The following is a 17,340-nucleotide window of genomic DNA, read 5'->3' as shown; positions in this document are numbered from 1 at the left end:
CCGCGGGCCTCACTCCTTAGCGCAGACCAGTGGATCAGGGAATGCGAAAGCAGACATATCGGCGTCGGGCCATGTCGCGGATGTTCTGTTCGATGCTCGATCAGGCTGGATGTCTACGAGTCCGGAAAAGACTGTCCATCCGCACATCGACCCCCATTGTCCGGGATATTTCATGCCTGAACGGATGACCCCGGGCGTGTCGGCAATTCTTCGGGCAGCATCGAGCCGACCCAAGCGTCCACCCGCGCTCCGCGATGCACGAGCCGCTGCCGAAGCACCGCCTCGACCCGGAACCCGGCCTTCTCCGCCACCCGCCGAGACGCCACGTTCCCCACTTCGGCCCGCCACTCGATCAACCCCAGCCCGAGCACGCCGAATCCCCACCCGCACAACGCCCGAAGCGCCGCCGTGGCAACCCCACGCCCGCGAGCCGCCGGATCCATCCAATACCCGACCTGCCCCGCCCCCGCCCCGTCCAGCCCCAGCCCAACCCGCCCGAGCCGAACCCGTCCCCCGGAGCCCACCGAGTCGCCGGGGCCTGCGGAACCGCCGGAGCCCCCAAGCCCGCCGGACTTCACCAGCCCGACGGACTCCACCACGAACTCGGCTCGCGTGCCGGCATCCCAGGCCGCGACGCACATCTCGCGAACGAAGTACGAGGCGTCACTCAGGTGGTAGGGAACCGGGATCTGCAGGTACTTCTGCACCAGCGGATCGAGCGAGACCTCATGAACCCAGGGGATGTCGGCTTCCTCGAACGGCCGCAGCCGCAGGTCGCCGACGGTGATCGTCGCTCGCTCCATCCCGGCATTCTCCGTCAGGGCTTCGGCCCCGCCAGGGCTCCGGTCCCGTCAGGGCTCCGGCGGATCACCGCGAGCTACCACCGCCAGCCCCCTTTCCGTCGAGACCGCCGCCAGGTCGCCCGATTGATCGGTACGCAGGACGCGCGCACCGCCCCGCCCCAGGCGCGCCAGCAGCGACGGGTTCGGATGGCCGTAATCGTTGCCCGGGCCGACCGACACCAGGGCCACCGCGGGGCGAATCTCGTCGAGGAACCGCGGCGACTGATAGCTCGAACCGTGGTGGGAAACCTTGAGCACGTCCGCCCGCACCGCGTCGGCCCCCAGCCGGTCGAGCATGTCCTCCTGTTCCTCGGTCTCGGCGTCCCCGGGCAGCAGGACCGTCCGGCCGTCCACTTCGGCTCGCAGCACCAGGGAGTTGTTGTTGGGATCCGAGTTCGTGCCGCGCAACGGCTCCACCGGCCCGAGCACGGTCAACCGCAGACCCCCGGCCGCGTACGACCACCCGGGCCCGACGGACACCAGCGGCACTCGCCCGGCGGCCGCCGCGACCGCTGCCCGACCCGCCGGCGGGTCGGGCCAGTCCGGTCCGACCACCGCGCGCAGATCCCGGCGCCGGAACACGCCCTCGATGCCGCCGATGTGGTCGACGTGGAAGTGGCTCACCACGAACAGCGCGACCTGCCGCACCCCCAACCGCCGCAGGCACTGATCGACGGCGCCCGGCTCGGGCCCGGCGTCGACGACCACGGCGCGACCGGCCCCCGCCGGCAGGACGATCGCGTCGCCCTGCCCCACCGCGCACGCGACCACGACCCAGCCGGCCGGCGGCCACCCTGAGGCGAGCAGCCGCACGGGCAGGGCGCCCAACACGCCCCCGAGCGCCACCACCGTGACGAGCTTGCGGATCAGCGGCCGGCGCGCGGCGACCAGCAGTCCGACGGTGATCACGGCGAGCAGCAGCGCCCCGGTGACACCGCCCGGCCAGGGCAACGCGCTCACCGGCACCCGCGCGCCGTAGGTCGCGACCAGTACCAGCCACTGCGCCGGCCAGTGCCCGAGCCAGGCCGCGAACTCGGCCCCGGCCGGCCACACCGGCGAGATCACCGACGCGGTGACGCCGAGCAGCGTGGCCGGCGCGATCGCCGGAACGGCGAGCAGATTGGCCGGGATGGCCACGATGCTGATCGTGCCGGACAGCCCCGCCACGACGGGACCGCACGCGACCTGCGCCGCCGCGGGCACGGCGAGCGCCTCGGCCAATCCGGCCGGGCAGCCCCTGCGGCGCAATCCGTCTCGCCAGACCGGGGCGAGCAGCAACAACCCCGAAGTAGCCAGCACCGACAACGCGAAGCCGGGATCCGACGCCAGCTCCGGGTCGATCACGATCAGCACGGCCACCCCGGCGGCCAGCGCGGGAAGCGCAGCACGCCGCCGCCCCGACGCCAGCCCGATCAGCCCGATCGCCCCCATCGCGGCGGCCCGCACGACGCTGGGCGAGGGCCGCGCCAGAATGACGAACCCGACCAACGCCACCGCGCACAGGAGCGCCGTCACCACAGGCCCGGCCCGGGTCCGCCGCACGGCGAAGAGCACGACCCCTAGCAGAATAGCAACATTCGCCCCAGAAACGGCATTTAGGTGCGTCATTCCGGTCGCTCGGAAATCCTCCTCGAGCGCCGGATCAAGTTGACTCGTGTCCCCGACGACCAGTCCGGGCAGCAGCCCACCGGGCAGGTCGGGCAGGGGCGCGCAGGCCCGCTGAAGCCCCGCCCGCAGCACTCCCGCGCCACGCTGCGCCCAGGACGGACGGCCCAACGGCGTCGGCGCTTGTCGCACCGACGCGACCACAGCGCGCAGGTCGCCGCCGCGCGGCGGCATCAGCTTGCCGGTGGCCGTCACCCGCTGCCCCGGCAACAAGCCCCGCCATCCCGCGTGACTGCCCAGCACCAGGGCCCGGGCCGACAGCCGAACCGTCGCCGAATCCGAGGCCCGCACCGCCACCAGGTCAACGGCGACGATGTAGGACGGAGGCCGCCCCGCCGCCGCTCGCGAGGCTCGCGGATCGTCGCGCACGATCATCTCCATCCACACCGGATCGCCGGCCCGGACCAGCTCGACAAGCTCCTCCGCCTCGCGGACGGCGACCCGAGCCGCGGTAGCGACCGCGCCGCAGGCCACTCCCAACAGAACCGCCAGCACCACCCACCGCCAGCCCGAGAGCCGAGGCGCACGCGCAGGCTCGTCACCGGTGCGAACGAGACCGGCTGAAGGACGCCGGACGCGGCTCTGCGGCGCACCGCCACGGCGCGTCAGAGCCGGCAACACCACAACAGCCACCACGGCGCCGCCGGCAAGCAGCAAGCCCGTGCGGGCGGATAGATACAGGGCGGCCAACGCCGACAACCAGACCGCCACGGCGAACCCGGCGAGCCGAAGATCGGCGACGGAACCGGCCCGCGCGTCGTCCGCAGGGGACCGGCTGCTCATATCGTCACCAGGTCTTTGAGCTGCTCGTAGCGGGCATCACCGATGCCGTCGACCTTGCGCAGATCGGTGACGGCCTTGAAACCGCCCTGGGCGTCGCGGGCGTCGAGAATCCGCTGGGCCAGCACCGGTCCCACTCCGGGCAGTCCGTCGAGGTCGGCGAGGGTGGCGGTGTTCAGGTTCACGGGGCCACCGGCGGCCGGGCCGCCCGGGGCGGGCGCGGCGGGACCGGTCGGGAAAGCCTGGCCGGGCGGCGGCGTGACGCCGACCATGATGAGTTCACCGTCGACGACCTTGCGGGCGAGGTTGAGCACGGCGACGTCGACCCCCTGTTCCGCACCACCCGCCGCGGACAAGGCGTCGGCCACGCGGGCGCCCGAGGCGAGCCGCACCAATCCGGGCTTACGAACCCTTCCGCCGACGGCGACGACCACCTCGGCGGCCGAGGCGGAGACGGGCGACCGCGGCTGAACTCCGGCGCCGGAATCGGTCGGGTTCAACGGAAGTGGCACGACGGGGTCGACCCGCGGCCGCGACCGCCACGCCAGCGCGGCCGCGATCACGATGACCACGGCGGCGACAGCCACCAGGGCACGCACCCCGCGACGCCCCGGGTCAAAGGCCGCCAGCCCGAACCGGCGCCCCTCCGAGCCGCCGAAGGCGCCCGCCCCGGTGAGACCAGGTGAGTCTTCCGGCTCGGCAGCGGAGGCGGAGGACGCGAACCGCCCTGACGCCGGATCGAACGTGTAACTCTCCACGCCCCGGTCAGCACCAGGCCAGGAGTCGACACGCGACGGCTGCGCCCAATCGGGCGCCGGCATCGGCCGCCGAGGTGAAGCCTGAATTCGAGGCTCATCAGGCACGAGGTCGGCCAGATGCGAGGTCTCCAGGCCACCACCACCGACCACCGAGTATGAACCGGTCGCCGACCGCAGAGCAGCGAAGGTTTGCGGCGCGGCGACCCTGACCGGCACCGGCCCAGCGGCCACCGGCGACGGCGACGGCGACGGCGACGGCACCAACGCTGGCGACGGCACTGCGGTCACCGCTGGCGGGGCGACGACGGCCGCAGGAGGTTGCGAAGCCGGCGGCGCGGCCCAGGGAGTCCCCGGCCGAAAAGAGTCACCCGAAACAGCAACCGGCGCGGGCTCAGGCGGGTGAAACACGGCGCTGGACGCCGCCTCCAGGTCGACGTCGTCGGGCCAGCCCGAGATGATGTCGGACCACTGCAACGGCTCGCCGCCCTCGGCCAGCCCGGCATCGCCGCCGGCCCGGGACGGGGGAACGGCATTGAACGCGGGCACGGCCGGCGGACCAGCAGCGGGCGGTGCCGGCCGGTCGCCTACCGAACCGGCCAGCACCGCCCGCAGCCTCTGGGCCGCGGCATCTTCGCTGGGCTTCCGCTCTCGCACGCCACGGACGTTAGGAAATTCGGAGCCCCCCGCGCCGAAGCCCTGTGGACAGGGGTGCATTGTGGATAACTCAGCCGCCCGGCGGCACCGTGATATAGGGATAGGCGTGACGATTTCGGACACCGCACTGGCCACAGCGATCCTCAAGCTGCGAGCGGCGGGCTGCGTCTTCGCCGAGGACGAGGCCGCGATCCTGCGCGAGGCCGCGGCCGACGACGCGACGTTGAACGACTTGGTCGGCCGCCGAACCCTCGGCGAACCCCTCGAGCAGGTCGTCGGCCACGCCGATTTCGCCGGCATCCGCGTGCGCCTCAGGCCTGGCGTCTTCGTCCCCCGGGTCCGCAGCGAACTCCTGGTCACCGTGGCCGCCGAACTGGTCACCGGGGCTGCCGAACCGGTCACCCTGGCCGCCGAACGTAAGCCCCGGGTGCTGCTCGACCTCTGCTGCGGCTCCGGCGCCCTGGGCCTGGCCGTCCGCCACCGCGTCCCCGCCCTCGACCTCTACGCCGCCGACCTCGACCCCGTCGCCACCGCGTGCGCCCGCGACAACGGCATCACCGACGTCTTCACCGGCGACCTCTTCGCCCCGCTCCCCGAGAAGATCAAGGGGAGCGTCGACGTCCTGATCGCCAACGTCCCCTACGTGGCCACGGCACACATCCCCCTGCTCCCCGCCGAGGCCCGTGACCATGAGCCCCGTTCGGCCCTCGACGGCGGCCCCGACGGCCTCGAGGTCTTCCGCCGCGTGGTCAAGGGTGCTCCCACCTGGCTGACCGAGTCCGGCGTCCTGCTGTCCGAGATCACCGAGGCCCAGGAGCGCAACGCCCTCGAAGCCGTACGGAACGAGGGTCTGGACGGCGACGTGATCTACGACGAAGATCTCGATGCGCGAGTGGTCCGAGCAAGGAGAAACTAGTGGAAGAGGGGGCATGGGCCTGCTGAGAAGGCTGGCGAGAGCCAGGCTGGCCTCTCGGGCGGTTCGCCGCCTGCGCAAAGCGGGCTTCTCGGACGTCCGCTACGACGCCCGCGCCTTCCAGGTCCGCTTCACCACAAATGTCCACGATGAACCGAGAATTCTCGACCTGACCCCCCTGCTCCAGCGCGGCAGCAAACTCGGGCGCGGCAGCGGTCTCGGGCGCGGCAGCCAACTCGACAGCTACATCATGGGCCTGCAAGATCCGATCCCGGCCACGTGGCAACAGGCGCGGCCCCTGCTCCGCCCCGTCCTCCGCGGCGCCACGCCCGGCTCCCCGCTGCGCCGCCAGGCCCTGCCCTACCTCTTCGAGTACGTCGTCATCGATCACCCCGAGGCGATGACCTACGTCGCCGAGGACCAGTTCAACACCTGGGGCGTACGCCGTGACGAGGTCTTCGCCGCGGCCCGGGCCAACCTGGAGGGCGCGACCCTGCGCGGCACCCCCACCGAGGTGATCCGCTTCGTCGACAACGGCGACGCGTACTGGACCTCCCACCTGCTCCTCGAACACTGGCTCGAGCAGCTCGCCCCGCAGGTCGGCGGTGTCCCCGTGGCCTTCGCCCCCGAACGCGGCACCCTGCTGGTCACGACGACCACCAGCCCACATCTGCGCGCCGTTTTCGCCCAGGCCGAGGAGCTCTACGCGAGGTCCTCGAGACCCATCACACCCATGGCGTACGTGAGTGACCCCCACGGCTGCGCGGAGCCCTGGATCCCATCCCCCGGCCACCCGCTGCACCACGTCGCCCGTCGCGCCGAACGCATTCTGGCCGTCCAGGAGTACGCGCGTCAGGCCGCCCACCTCACCGAGCCCGGCGCCGAGCTGCACCTGACCGGCGACGACGACACCGGCTGGCGCACCTACGCCGAGTGGGACGAGCAATCCCTGCTTCCCACGGCCGACGAGGTGCGCGTGGGCGACCGCACCCTGAGCTGGCCGCAGCTCGCCCCGCGGCTGACCCCGGTCGCCGGTCTCGACCCGGTCAGGTGGCGGGCCGCCGATGCACCACCACACCGGCCAGCCCCGGCCCCACGTGAGCCGCGACCACAGCCCCGATCTCGGTGATGTAGCAGTCGCGCAGCCGGTCGCCGAGCCGCATCGCCACCGCGTCGGCCAGGGCGGTCGCCCGGTCCTGAGCCTCCAGATGGTGTACGGCGATGTCGACCTCGCCGTCGCCGGAGGCCTCCACGGCCAGGTCGACGAGCTTGGCGAGGGCCCGGCCGGCCGTGCGCACCTTGTCCTTCACGACGATCGCCCCGTCGGCCACGTGCAGGATCGGCTTGACCGACAGCGCCGTGCCGAGCAACGCCGACGCCGCCCCGATGCGTCCGCCGCGCCGCAGGAACTCGAGCGTGTCGACGTAGAAGAGCGTGCTGACGCGAGCCGCGTGATCGACGGCCGCACGGCGTACGGAATCAAGGTCTTCGCCCTTGGCCGCGGCGGCCGCGGCAGCCAGGGCGGCGAAGCCCAGCCCCATGCCGGTCGTGCCGCTGTCGACCACTTCGACCCGCGACCCGGTCTCGGCGGCCAGCGACGCGGCGGCCAGCGACGCGGCCTCGAAGGTGCCGGAGAGCTTGGCCGAGAGGTGGACCGAGACGATGCCGTCGGCACCGGCGTCGAGCAGCTCGCGATAGGCCGCCGCGAACTGGGAGGGGGCGGGCCGGGACGTGCTGACCGAGACGCGGCGCCCGCCGAGCGCACGGGCGACCTCGGCGGGCTGGATCTCGAGCCCTTCGAGCCCTTCGATGCCGTTGACGACGACCGTGAGGGGCACGACGGTCAGGTCATACGAGCCGCTGAGTTCGGCGGGCAGGTACGCGGTGGAGTCGGTGACGACCGCGACGGGCATGCGGGCACGGTAGCCGATCTCCCTGTGCCCGGGTGAGTCAGGCCTTCTCGACCGACACCACGATGAACGGCACACCCTGCTGGCAGGTCGTCATCATGCCCGGCTGGGACCTGCCGTTGATCTTGACGGTGTTGCCGACGGCCGCGTCGGCGCGCATCGCCGGGTCGTCGAAGATCAGCAGATGGGAGCCGGAGGCGTCGGCCAGCAGCAGGCAGCCCGGCTCGACCCCGGCGGTCACCGTGCCGGTGATCGTCTGACCTCCGGCGACCGGACGGCCGGACGACGGCTCGCCGGCGGGACCGCTCGTCTTGGCGGTGGGCAGCGGGAGATCGACGACGTCCGAGGCCGAGGGGGTGGGGGCCGGGGCGGCGCCGCTGTCGGTCGCGTTGTTGGCGCAGCCGGCAGCCAGCAGAAGGAACAGAAGCGCAGGAACCGCACGAGTCACCATGATGCGTTGGACGCTACCCGATCATCGACGGTTCCCGGACGGTCAGACCGGCGGCGGGACCGGGCGCTCGGGGAAAGGCCCGACGTTGTAGGCCGCGACCTGCCACCCACGCTTGCTGTCGTGGGTCAGCTCGACCCAATGACAGTTCTGCAGGGCCCGCAGGGTGCGCAGCTGCTCGATGGGCCAGCCGAGCAGGTGGCCGACGCCCTGACGGGCGGCGGCGCCGTGCGTGGCGACCACGACCGTGCCGCCGGGCGGGGCCAGGGCGGCCGCGTCGAGCAGCGCCTCGGACACGCGTTTGCCCAGCTCGTCGAGGGTCTCGACGTCGCCGCCGACCTCCTGCCCGGTTGTCCAGCGCTCGTGCTGGCCGGGGAAGAGCTCGGCGATCTCGGTCATCGTGTGGCCCTGCCAGGCGCCGAAATAGCGCTCGCGCAGCCGCTTGTCGTAGCTGACCGACAGTCCGCTGAGCCCGGCCAGGGCCGCGGCGGTGTCGGCGGCGCGCTGCAGGTCGCTGGCGACGATCGCGTCGGGCTTCAGCTTGATGAGGATCTCGGCGGCGTCGACGGCCTGCCGGCGGCCGAGCACGTTGAGCTCGACGTCGGTCTGCCCCTGGACGCGATGCCCGGCGTTCCAGTCCGTGTTGCCATGACGCCAGACGATCAGGCGGCTCATGTCATCGACCCGTTTCGTGCCCCGACGCGATGAGCTGTGGTCAGCCCGCTCACGAAGCTTCGGCGTCGACCATGTCGCGGTCGACGAACGGGATCATCGGGCAGTCTTTCCACAGCTTGTCGAGGGCGTAGAACTCGCGCTCCTCGGCGTGCTGGATGTGGACCACGATGTCGACGTAGTCGAGCAGCACCCACCGGCCCTGACGCTCGCCCTCGCGGCGCACGGGTTTCGCCTTCTCGGGAAGGTTGAGAAGTGCTTCTTCCACGGCGTCGACGATCGAGGTGACCTGACGCTCGTTGGACGCTGAAGCGATCACGAAGGCATCGGTGATGTAGAGCTGGTCGCCGACGTCGATGACGACGATGTCCTGCGCCTTCTTGTCGGCGGCGGCCTGCGCGGCCGCCATCGCCAGTTCAAGAGCGCGTTCGCTGACGGGCAAGAGGGTCCCCTCGGTAGGCTTTCTGGTCCTTCAAGCCTCTCACACCGGTGTGACATTCCCCGAGCCCCGATAGAGCCCCCGCTTGTTGATGTATTGCACGACACCGTCGGGCACCAGGTACCACACCGGCTCGCCCGCGGCGACCCGGTCGCGGCAGGCCGTCGACGAGATGGCCATGGCCGGCACCTCGACCAGCGTGACCGAATCTTCGGGAAGGTGCTCGTCGGTCAGCTCGAAACCCGGCCGGGTGACCCCCACGAAGTGCGCCAGCGACAGCATCTCGAGCGCGTCCTTCCAGTTCAGGATGCGGCCGAGCGCGTCCGCGCCGGTGATGAAGTAGAGCGAGGAGTCGGCACCGAAGACGGCTCGCATGTCCCGCAGGGTGTCGATCGTGTACGTCGGTCCGTCGCGGTCGATGTCGGCCCGGCTGACGTGGAAACCCGGGTTCGAGGCCGTGGCGATGACCGTCATCAGGTAGCGGTCCTCGGCGGGCGAGACACGACCCTTCTCGTACGGCTGACCCGTGGGCACGAATACGACCTCGTCCAGGTCGAAACGGGCCTGCACCTCACTGGCGGCGACCAGGTGCCCGTGATGAATGGGATCGAATGTCCCACCCATGATGCCTATGCGCCGTCCTGACATCAGAGCAGGATAGATCTTTTTCCGGTCAGGAGTGGCGGGCGGGGCGGTTGCCGGGAGATCAACCGTCCAGGCGCCGGCGGACAGCGGTCAGCAGGCCATTCGCGGTGAACGGCTTCTCCAGCAGTGCCACGCCCGGGTCGAGGGTGCCCTGGGAATGCAGGACAGGCTGCGCGTAACCGGACATGAAGAGCACCCGGGTCCCGGGCCGCACCACCACCAGCCGCTCGGCCAGGTCCTTACCCAGCATCCCGGGCATCACCACGTCGCTGAGCAGCAGGTCGATCTCCCCGTCGTGCCGGGCCGCCAGCGCGAGCGCCTCAGCCCCGCCCTCGGCCGCCAGCACCCGATAGCCCGCCCCCGAGAGGATCCGCCCAGCCACGTCCCGCAGGGCGTCCTCGTCCTCGACCACCAGCAGCGTCTCCCCGTGCCCCGCGGTCGGCACCGGCTCGGCCGGCGAGACGCCCGGCACCTCCCGCGATCCGGCCGGCAGCAGCACGGTGACGGTCGTGCCCAGCCCCGGCTCCGACGCGATGGTCACGTCACCACCGGCCTGGGTGGCGATGCCATAGACCGTGGCCAGGCCGAGCCCCGTACCCTCGCCGCTGGCCTTGGTCGTGAAGAAGGGCTCGAACGCTCGATCGACGACCTCGGCCGCCATGCCCCGCCCCGAGTCGCTGACCCGCAGCCGCACCCGGTCGTCGTGGCAGCCCGTGTCGATGACGAGGTTGCCGCCTCCGGGCATCGCGTCGCGCGCGTTCAGCGCCAGGTTGACCAGCATCTGTTCGAGCTGGGCGGGGTCGCACACCACGGGCGGCAGGTCGGGGCCGGGCCGCACGATCAAGGTGATCTTGTCGCCGATCGAGCGGCGCAGCATGCCTTCGAGACCGGCGACCATCCGGTTGATGTCGAGCACCTCGGGGCGCACGACCTCGCGGCGGGCGAAGGCGAGCAGCCGGTGAGTGAGGTCGGTGCCGCGCTCCCCCGCCTTGATCACCTGGCGGGCGTCGGCGGCCATCATCGCGGCGTCCGGCTCGGCCGACTCCGCCTCCTCGACCACGAAGCTCGCGTAGTTGACGATCACACCGAGCATGTTGTTGAAGTCGTGCGCGATCCCGCCGGCTAGCTGGCCCAGGCTCTCCAGCCGCTGGTTGCGGTGTGCCTGGGCTTCGTCGCGCAGCCGGGCCTTCTCCTGCTCGGCGCGGGCGCGCTCGCTGAGGTCGCGCACCACGGCCACGACCAGACGGCCCTGGGTCGTGTCGACGATCGCGACCGACGACTCGACCGGCACCTCCGAACCGTCTCGGCGCCGGATCGTGGTGGTGACCGACCCGATCGTGCCGGGCCGGCCCTCCATGATGCGGCGCCGCCGCTCGGGCAGCATGAGTCGGGAGTCCTCGGTCAGCAGGTGCTCGATGTCGAGGCCGACCAGTTCGCCGCGGTCCCGGCCGTACAGCTCCTCGGCGCGGTCGTTGACCAGCACGATCCTGGTGCCCTCGAGCACCAGGATCGCGTCCGGGGCGGCCTGCAGCAGTCCCGCGACTAGCTCTTCGGACCACTCCACGTCTTCACCGTATCGGGGGGAGACGGGGCGAAAGGCTAAAAACGCGCAGCCAGCGCCCGCCGGAGATCGTCGTCGCCGTCCTCCACGACCCGCCGCAGAATGGGGTCGAGGTCGTCGCTCGCCAGCAGTTCCGCGGCGAGACGCCGGGTCTCGGGCTCGACCACCAGGCTCGGGTAGGCCGTGGTGGCCGCCCGCTCGGCGGCCATGCCGCTGCGCAGCCGCATCATCCGCGGCATGTCGGCGAAGTAGCGGGGCACGTACTCCCGGACCAGCTCGATCTGCTCCGCCTGCCAGAAGCCGGACGCGGCCATCTCGACGAGCCGGTTCGACAGCGACCCGTCCTCGATGATCGCCGCCCACGCGGCTGCCTTGGCCTCGGCGTCGGGCCGGGCGGCGCGGCAGCGGGCCGCCCACTGCTCGCCGGTGGAGCTGCGGTCACGCTCGAACTCGGCGTCGATCGCGGCGACGCCGGCCGCACCGAGCACCGACAGGCGATAGACGATCAGCCAGCGCAGGTCGGCGTCGACCGCGAGGCCGTCGGGCACCCCTTCGCCGTCCAGCCAGCCGGCGAGCCGGGCCGTGTCGACCGTCGTGCCGATCAGTCCGCGGGCGGCGGCGAGCTGGCTCGACCCACCCGGTTCCGAGGCGGCCAGCAGGCGGTCGGCGGCCTGGGCGACCAGTGCGAGGGCGTCCGGACGGGCCTCCGCGGTGGAGTATCGGTCGACCAGGTTACGGGTGGCGCGCAGCACGTCCTCGACGATCACGACCTCGGTCTCGACCGGCAGCGCGGCGAGCACCAGCGTGACCAGCTCGGCCACCGGCCGCTCGCCGTCGACCACGGCGTCCAGCGTGGACGCCCACAGCACGGCGCGGGCCAGCGAGTCGCCGATCAGCGGCAGCAGCACCGGCACGGCGGTGGCCGACTCGTCGTCGAGCCGGATCTTCGCGTACGTCAGATCGCCGTCGTTGAGCAGCAGGAGGTCGGCCACCTCTTCGCCGGCGAGCTCGGGCACCATGGTGCGTTCGGCCGCGGCCACCTCGACCTCGATCAGCTTGCGGCGGACCACCGCGCCCTCGGCCGTACGGTCGTAGAGCCCGATGCCCAGCCGGTGCGGGCGCAACGTCGGGTAGGCGTCGGGCGCGGTCTGCACGATCGCCACCTCGCCGTAGGTGCCGCCGTCCCGTGTCACCTCGGTGCGCAGCGTGTTGACCTGGGCGCGGCGCAGCCACACGTCGGCCCAGGCGGTGAGGTCGCGCCCACTGGCCGCCGACAGCGCGCCGAGCAGGTCGGCCAGCGTCGCGTTGCCGAACGCGTGCGCTGCGAAGTGCGCGTTCACGCCGGCCCGGAACGCCTCGTCGCCCACCCAGGCGACGAGCTGCTTGAGGACGGCCGCGCCCTTGGCGTACGAGATGCCGTCGAAGTTGAGCAGCGCCTGATCGGTGTCCGCGACCTCGGCGGGCGCCACCGGGTGGGTGGACGGCCGCTGGTCGGCGCGCAGGCCCCACGCCTTGCGCTGCATCGCGAAGGTCGTCCACGCGTCCGGGAAACGGGTCGCCTCGGAGGTGATGCGGGTGCCCATGTACTCGGCGAACGACTCGTTGAGCCAGAGGTCGTCCCACCAGGCCATGGTCACGAGGTCGCCGAACCACATGTGGGCCATCTCGTGGGCGATCACGTTGGCCCGGCCCTCGCGCTCGCTCTCGGTCACCGCGGAGCGATAGACGAGCTCGTCGCGGAAGACGACCAGGCCCGGGTATTCCATCGCGCCGAAGTTGAACTCGGGCGCGAACGCCTGCTGGTAGTGCCCGAACGGGTAACGGATGTCGAAGATCTCGTGGTAGCGGTCGAGGCACTGCTTCGTGACCGTGAAGATCTCGCCGGCCTCGGCCTCGAGCGCGTCGGCCAGGGCGGCCCGCGCGTAGAGCGCGAGCGGGATGCCGTCGTGCGAGTCGGTGACCTCGTGGTAGGGCCCGGCGATCAGCGAGCACAGGTAGGTCGAGATCGGCTTGGTCGGCTCGAACTCCCAGCGACCGTCCTTGCCGGACACCAGCGGCCCGTTCGCCGCGACCAGCCAGCTCGCCGGGGCGGTGACGCTGACCCGGAAGGACGCCTTGAGGTCGGGCTGGTCGAAGGCGGGCAGGACCCGGCCCGCGTTGTTGATGAACAGGTGCTGGTAGAGATAGGTCGAGCCGTCGGCCGGGTCGAGGTATTTGTGCATGCCCTCGCCGGTGTTCGAGTAGCGCATGACGGCCTCGACAGCCAGCTCGTTGGTCGGGGCGAGATCGGACAGCAGGAGCCGTCCCTCGACCAGTGCCGAGTCGGGCAGCGGCGACCCGTTGAGCGCCATCTTGACGACCGACTCGGGCTCGAACTCGAGGAACGTCGAGGCGCCCTCGCGCGCGTCGAAACGCACCACCGTCCGGGAGCCGAAGGTGTCTCCCTCGGCGGTCAGGTCGAGGTCTACCTCGTACTCGTGGACATTGACGGTGGCGGCCCGGGCGGTAGCCTCGGCGCGGGTCAAACTCGGCATCCGCCCATCATCCGATATCGCGCTCTCAGGATGCATCGCCACCCCGCTGCTAATATTGCGTCCATGCGTTTCGCCAACCTGGCCTGGTGGCTGCCCTGACGGGCGGCTCACCCAAACGCGCATCAACCACGCGGCCGCCCCTTCCGGGCGGCCGTTGTCATGTCACCGGAAGGGCGCGGTCCCCCACCTCCCGGAGGACACCATGACCCGCCGCCTCACCGGCTTCCAGCCCACCGGCAAGCTGCACCTGGGCAACCTCATCGGCGCCATGCGGCCGCTGGTGCAGGCCCAGGAGAGACCCGACACCCGGTCGATCGCGATGATCGCCGACCTGCACGCGATGACCATGGAGCACGACCCGGCCCAGCTGCGCGCCAACACTCTGCAGGTGGCGACCGTGTTGCTCGCCGCCGGCGTCGACCCGCGGCGCACCGCGCTCATAGCCCACTCCCAGGTGCCCGAGCACAGCGAGCTGCACTACCTGCTCGAATGCGTCACCGGCTACGGCGAGGCCGCGCGCATGATCCAGTTCAGGGAGAAATCGGCTGGCTCCCCATTGCCCGGGTTCTCCGCGCCGTCCGAAGGACCAGGCGCCGGTAGCAAGCATGTACGGCTCAGCCTGCTCACCTATCCGGTGCTGATGGCGGCCGACATCCTCGTGCACGACAGCGAACAGGTGCCGGTCGGCGACGACCAGAGCCAGCACCTCGAACTCGCCCGCACGATCGCGACCCGCTTCAACACCCGCTACGGCGAGACGTTCACCGTGCCCGAGGGCATCCGCCCCGAAAGCGCGGCGCGGGTCATGGATCTGGCCGACCCGGCCCGCAAGATGAGCAAGAGCTCGCCCTCACCGGCCGGCCGCATCGGGCTGCTCGACTCGCCCGACGTGATCCGCCGGACCATCGCCCGCGCGGTGACGGACACGGTCGGCATCGTGCGCGACGACCCGGCCGGTCAGCCCGGCGTCACCAACCTGCTGGGCATCCTGCGCGCCTGCTCGGACCGCGAGCTCGGCGACCTGCACTCGTACGGCGCTCTGAAGCGCGAGGTCACCGACGCGGTCGAGGCGGTGCTGACGCCGATCCGCACGCGCTACGCCGAGCTGGCCGAAGACCCCGACCACGTACGCAAGGTGCTGTCGGAGGGCAAGGCCTGGGTACGGCCCCGCGCGGCCGAGACCGTACGCCGGACCCGCGCGGCTCTCGGCCTACTGGACTAACGCGGCCAGGTGTTTCTCGAACCGGACGCGGGACGAGTCGCCGCTGGTGATCCGCCGGTAGCCCGAGGACTGGTAGAGGGCGACCGCCGCGGGCAGGTTGCCGGTGGTCAGACGGATCACCGGCCGCCCCGCGGCGAGCGCCTCCTCCTCGAGGGCGAGGATCATGTGCCGCGCTATGCCGCGCCCACGGAAGGCCGGTCGCACGTACACGCGTTTGAGCTCGGCCTCGCCCGGCTCGGGCAGCGGCTGCCACGCACCACAGGCGACAGCCCGGCCACCGACGACGGTGACGAACCACTCGGCGCAGTCATCGGTCGCGAACCCCTGGCCGCCCTCGTGCTGCTGGACCGCGATCAGGGCGCCCAGCTCGGGGTCCAGGACGGGCCTGGCTTCGATCCACACGTGGTGACCGTACGCAACCACCCTTGCCGGATGGTTGCGGCGAGCCGAACTTGCGCCCTATTCGTCGGTGTCGTCGTCCTCGGTGACGAGGACCGGACGGTTCGCGTTGGCCACGCTGGTCACCGTGCCGTCGGCCGCCATGTGCAGCAGCTCGTCGTCGGAGCGCACGCGGCGCGCCTTACGGGCGGCCAGACGCTGGGCGGCGGTCAGCCGGTGGTCGTTCTCCTCCAGGCGCGCGTCGGTGCCGCGCGGGCCCGAGACGAACTCGCCCGCGTTGGGCTGCCAGTCGAACTCGCGATCGCCGATGCGTACCGGGTCGCCGGCCTTGGCACCCTTCTTGGCCAGCGTGTCCTCGACGCCGATGCGCTCGAGGCGGTCGGCCAGGTAGCCCACGGCCTCGTCGTTGTCGAAGTTGGTCTGGCGGACCCAGCGCTCGACCTTGAGCCCACTGATCACGAAGACGCCCTCGGCGTCCTGTTCGATGGTGAAGCCCGACTCGTCGACCGCCTTGGGCCGCACGATCTCGCGGGTCGGCTCGGGGGCGGGCTTGTCCAGCCGGTGCTGGGCGACCGTCTCGGCCAGGGCGAACACGAGTTCCTTGAGGCCCTCGCGGGTGATCGCGCTGACCTCGAAGACGCGGTAGCCGCGGGCCTCGAGGTCGGGCCGCACCATCTCGGCCAGGTCGCGCCCGTCCGGGATGTCGATCTTGTTGAGCACGACGAGGCGCGGCCGGTCTTCCAGGCCGCCGTACGCCGCGAGCTCGGCCTCGATCGCGTCGAGGTCGGCCAGCGGGTCACGTTCGATTTCGGGCGTCGCCGCGTCGAGCACGTGCACCAGCACCGAGGTGCGCTCGATGTGGCGCAGGAACTGCATGCCCAGGCCCTTGCCGGTGGCCGCGCCCGGGATGAGACCCGGCACGTCGGCGACGGTGAAGGTCTGGTCGCCCGCCTGCACCACGCCGAGGTTGGGCACCAGGGTGGTGAACGGGTAGTCGGCGATCTTGGGCTTGGCCGCGGAGATCACCGAGATCAGCGACGACTTGCCGGCCGACGGGAAGCCGACCAGGCCGACGTCGGCCACGCTCTTGAGCTCGAGCACCACGTCGAGGCTGTCGCCCGGCTCGCCCAGCTCGGCGAAGCCCGGCACCTTGCGGCGGGTGTTGGCCAGCGAGGCGTTGCCCCGGCCGCCGCGGCCGCCGCGGGCCACCTCGAAGGTGGTGCCGGCACCGATCAGGTCGGCCAGCACCTCGCCGTCGGCGGTCAGCACGACCGTGCCGTCGGGCACCTGGAGCACCAGGTCTTTGCCGTTGGCGCCGTCGCGGTTGGCACCCGCGCCGCCGACGCCGTTGGACGCCTTGATGTGCGGGTGGAAGTGGAAGTCGAGCAGCGTGTGCTGCTGCGGGTCGACGACGAGGGTGACCCCGCCACCGTGGCCGCCGTTGCCGCCGTCGGGGCCGCCGAGGGGCTTGAACTTCTCGCGGCGCACCGAGACGCAGCCGTGCCCGCCGTCCCCCGCCTGCAGGTGCAAAACGACGCGATCGACGAACGTGGTCACTGCTCAACTCCTTGACAAAAGCACAAAAACAAAGCGGGCCACGGACCCGGAGGTCCGCGGCCCGCTCAGAGCAAACTTACTCCGCAGCCGGAACGATGCTGACGGTCTTGCGACCGCGCTTCGTGCCGAACAGCACGTTACCGTTGGCCAGCGCGAACAGCGTGTCGTCGCCACCGCGGCCGACGAGGTCGCCCGGGTGGAACTTCGTGCCGCGCTGACGGATCAGGATCTCGCCGGCGTTGACCAGCTGGCCGCCGAACCGCTTCACGCCGAGCCGCTGGGCGGCGGAGTCACGGCCGTTCCGCGAGCTGGAGGCACCCTTTTTGTGAGCCATATCGGAT

At 71.5% G+C, this 17,340-nt stretch carries 16 protein-coding genes; 3 read left to right on the top strand and 13 right to left on the bottom strand.

Annotated elements, in window-relative coordinates; translation table 11 throughout:
* Positions 1-170 precede the first annotated feature (170 nt).
* The 3 genes from EER30_RS34285 to EER30_RS34275 are packed head-to-tail and all read right to left on the bottom strand — an operon-like array spanning position 171 to position 4,108.
* Positions 171-803, bottom strand: a complete 633-nt coding sequence (locus EER30_RS34285; RefSeq protein ID WP_127504832.1) for a GNAT family N-acetyltransferase — start codon at positions 801-803, stop codon at positions 171-173.
* A gap of 48 nt (positions 804-851) precedes the next feature.
* A complete protein-coding gene (locus EER30_RS34280; RefSeq protein WP_127504829.1) occupies positions 852-3,290 on the bottom strand; it encodes a ComEC/Rec2 family competence protein in 2,439 nt (812 codons plus the stop codon).
* A complete protein-coding gene (locus EER30_RS34275; protein WP_127504827.1) occupies positions 3,287-4,108 on the bottom strand; it encodes a ComEA family DNA-binding protein in 822 nt (273 codons plus the stop codon). The genes EER30_RS34280 and EER30_RS34275 overlap by 4 nt, the downstream gene beginning before the upstream one ends.
* Before the next feature lie 697 nt (positions 4,109-4,805).
* Between EER30_RS34275 and EER30_RS34270 the strand changes: the two genes are divergently transcribed.
* Positions 4,806-5,615 (top strand): putative protein N(5)-glutamine methyltransferase, encoded by an 810-nt coding sequence (locus EER30_RS34270; RefSeq protein ID WP_240670472.1) that lies wholly within the window; start codon positions 4,806-4,808, stop codon positions 5,613-5,615.
* 13 nt (positions 5,616-5,628) lie between these two features.
* Positions 5,629-6,741 carry a DUF1444 domain-containing protein gene (locus tag EER30_RS34265; protein ID WP_205650539.1) on the top strand — a complete coding sequence of 371 codons (1,113 nt, stop codon included), beginning with the start codon at positions 5,629-5,631 and terminating at the stop codon, positions 6,739-6,741.
* Here the strand turns inward: EER30_RS34265 and EER30_RS34260 are convergent.
* The 7 genes from EER30_RS34260 to pepN are packed head-to-tail and all read right to left on the bottom strand — an operon-like array spanning position 6,659 to position 13,821.
* On the bottom strand, positions 6,659-7,525 hold the full coding sequence (locus EER30_RS34260) for a DegV family protein (protein ID WP_127504826.1): 867 nt from the start codon (positions 7,523-7,525) through the stop codon (positions 6,659-6,661). The two genes, EER30_RS34265 and EER30_RS34260, sit on opposite strands and share 83 nt — an antisense overlap.
* Before the next feature lie 37 nt (positions 7,526-7,562).
* Positions 7,563-7,973, bottom strand: a complete 411-nt coding sequence (locus EER30_RS34255) for a hypothetical protein (RefSeq protein WP_127504825.1) — start codon at positions 7,971-7,973, stop codon at positions 7,563-7,565.
* 42 nt (positions 7,974-8,015) lie between these two features.
* The gene (locus EER30_RS34250; protein WP_127504824.1) at positions 8,016-8,645 is read right to left on the bottom strand and encodes a histidine phosphatase family protein; all 630 of its coding nucleotides are present in this window, start codon (positions 8,643-8,645) and stop codon (positions 8,016-8,018) included.
* Positions 8,646-8,694: 49 nt separating this feature from the next.
* Entirely contained in the window at positions 8,695-9,084 is a 390-nt protein-coding gene (gene rsfS, locus EER30_RS34245) for a ribosome silencing factor (RefSeq protein ID WP_127504823.1), read from the bottom strand.
* A gap of 39 nt (positions 9,085-9,123) precedes the next feature.
* Positions 9,124-9,729: a nicotinate-nucleotide adenylyltransferase gene (gene nadD, locus EER30_RS34240; protein ID WP_127504822.1), complete on the bottom strand. Its 606-nt coding sequence runs from the start codon at positions 9,727-9,729 to the stop codon at positions 9,124-9,126.
* Positions 9,730-9,787: 58 nt separating this feature from the next.
* Positions 9,788-11,290: an ATP-binding response regulator gene (locus EER30_RS34235; protein WP_127504821.1), complete on the bottom strand. Its 1,503-nt coding sequence runs from the start codon at positions 11,288-11,290 to the stop codon at positions 9,788-9,790.
* Between the two features lie 35 nt (positions 11,291-11,325).
* Positions 11,326-13,821, bottom strand: a complete 2,496-nt coding sequence (gene pepN / locus EER30_RS34230) for an aminopeptidase N (protein WP_127504820.1) — start codon at positions 13,819-13,821, stop codon at positions 11,326-11,328.
* A gap of 202 nt (positions 13,822-14,023) precedes the next feature.
* On the opposite strand from pepN, the gene trpS reads away from it, so the two are divergent.
* A complete protein-coding gene (gene trpS, locus EER30_RS34225; RefSeq protein WP_127504819.1) occupies positions 14,024-15,043 on the top strand; it encodes a tryptophan--tRNA ligase in 1,020 nt (339 codons plus the stop codon).
* On the opposite strand, the gene EER30_RS34220 is transcribed toward trpS, so the two are convergent.
* The 3 genes from EER30_RS34220 to rpmA all read right to left on the bottom strand — a co-directional run bounded on the left by EER30_RS34220 (position 15,032) and on the right by rpmA (position 17,333).
* Complete coding sequence (locus tag EER30_RS34220) at positions 15,032-15,445, bottom strand: GNAT family N-acetyltransferase (protein WP_127504818.1); 414 nt, start codon at positions 15,443-15,445, stop codon at positions 15,032-15,034. The two genes, trpS and EER30_RS34220, sit on opposite strands and share 12 nt — an antisense overlap.
* A gap of 57 nt (positions 15,446-15,502) precedes the next feature.
* Positions 15,503-16,999 carry a GTPase ObgE gene (obgE, locus tag EER30_RS34215; RefSeq protein ID WP_127504817.1) on the bottom strand — a complete coding sequence of 499 codons (1,497 nt, stop codon included), beginning with the start codon at positions 16,997-16,999 and terminating at the stop codon, positions 15,503-15,505.
* A gap of 76 nt (positions 17,000-17,075) precedes the next feature.
* Positions 17,076-17,333: a 50S ribosomal protein L27 gene (gene rpmA / locus EER30_RS34210; RefSeq protein WP_127504816.1), complete on the bottom strand. Its 258-nt coding sequence runs from the start codon at positions 17,331-17,333 to the stop codon at positions 17,076-17,078.
* Positions 17,334-17,340 lie beyond the last annotated feature (7 nt).

Origin of the sequence: Actinoplanes solisilvae, assembly GCF_003999975.1 — a bacterium.
GTDB lineage: Bacteria > Actinomycetota > Actinomycetes > Mycobacteriales > Micromonosporaceae > Actinoplanes > Actinoplanes solisilvae.
The sequence above is the reverse complement of the archived record's forward strand: the minus strand, read 5'-3'. Positions and strand labels throughout refer to the sequence as shown.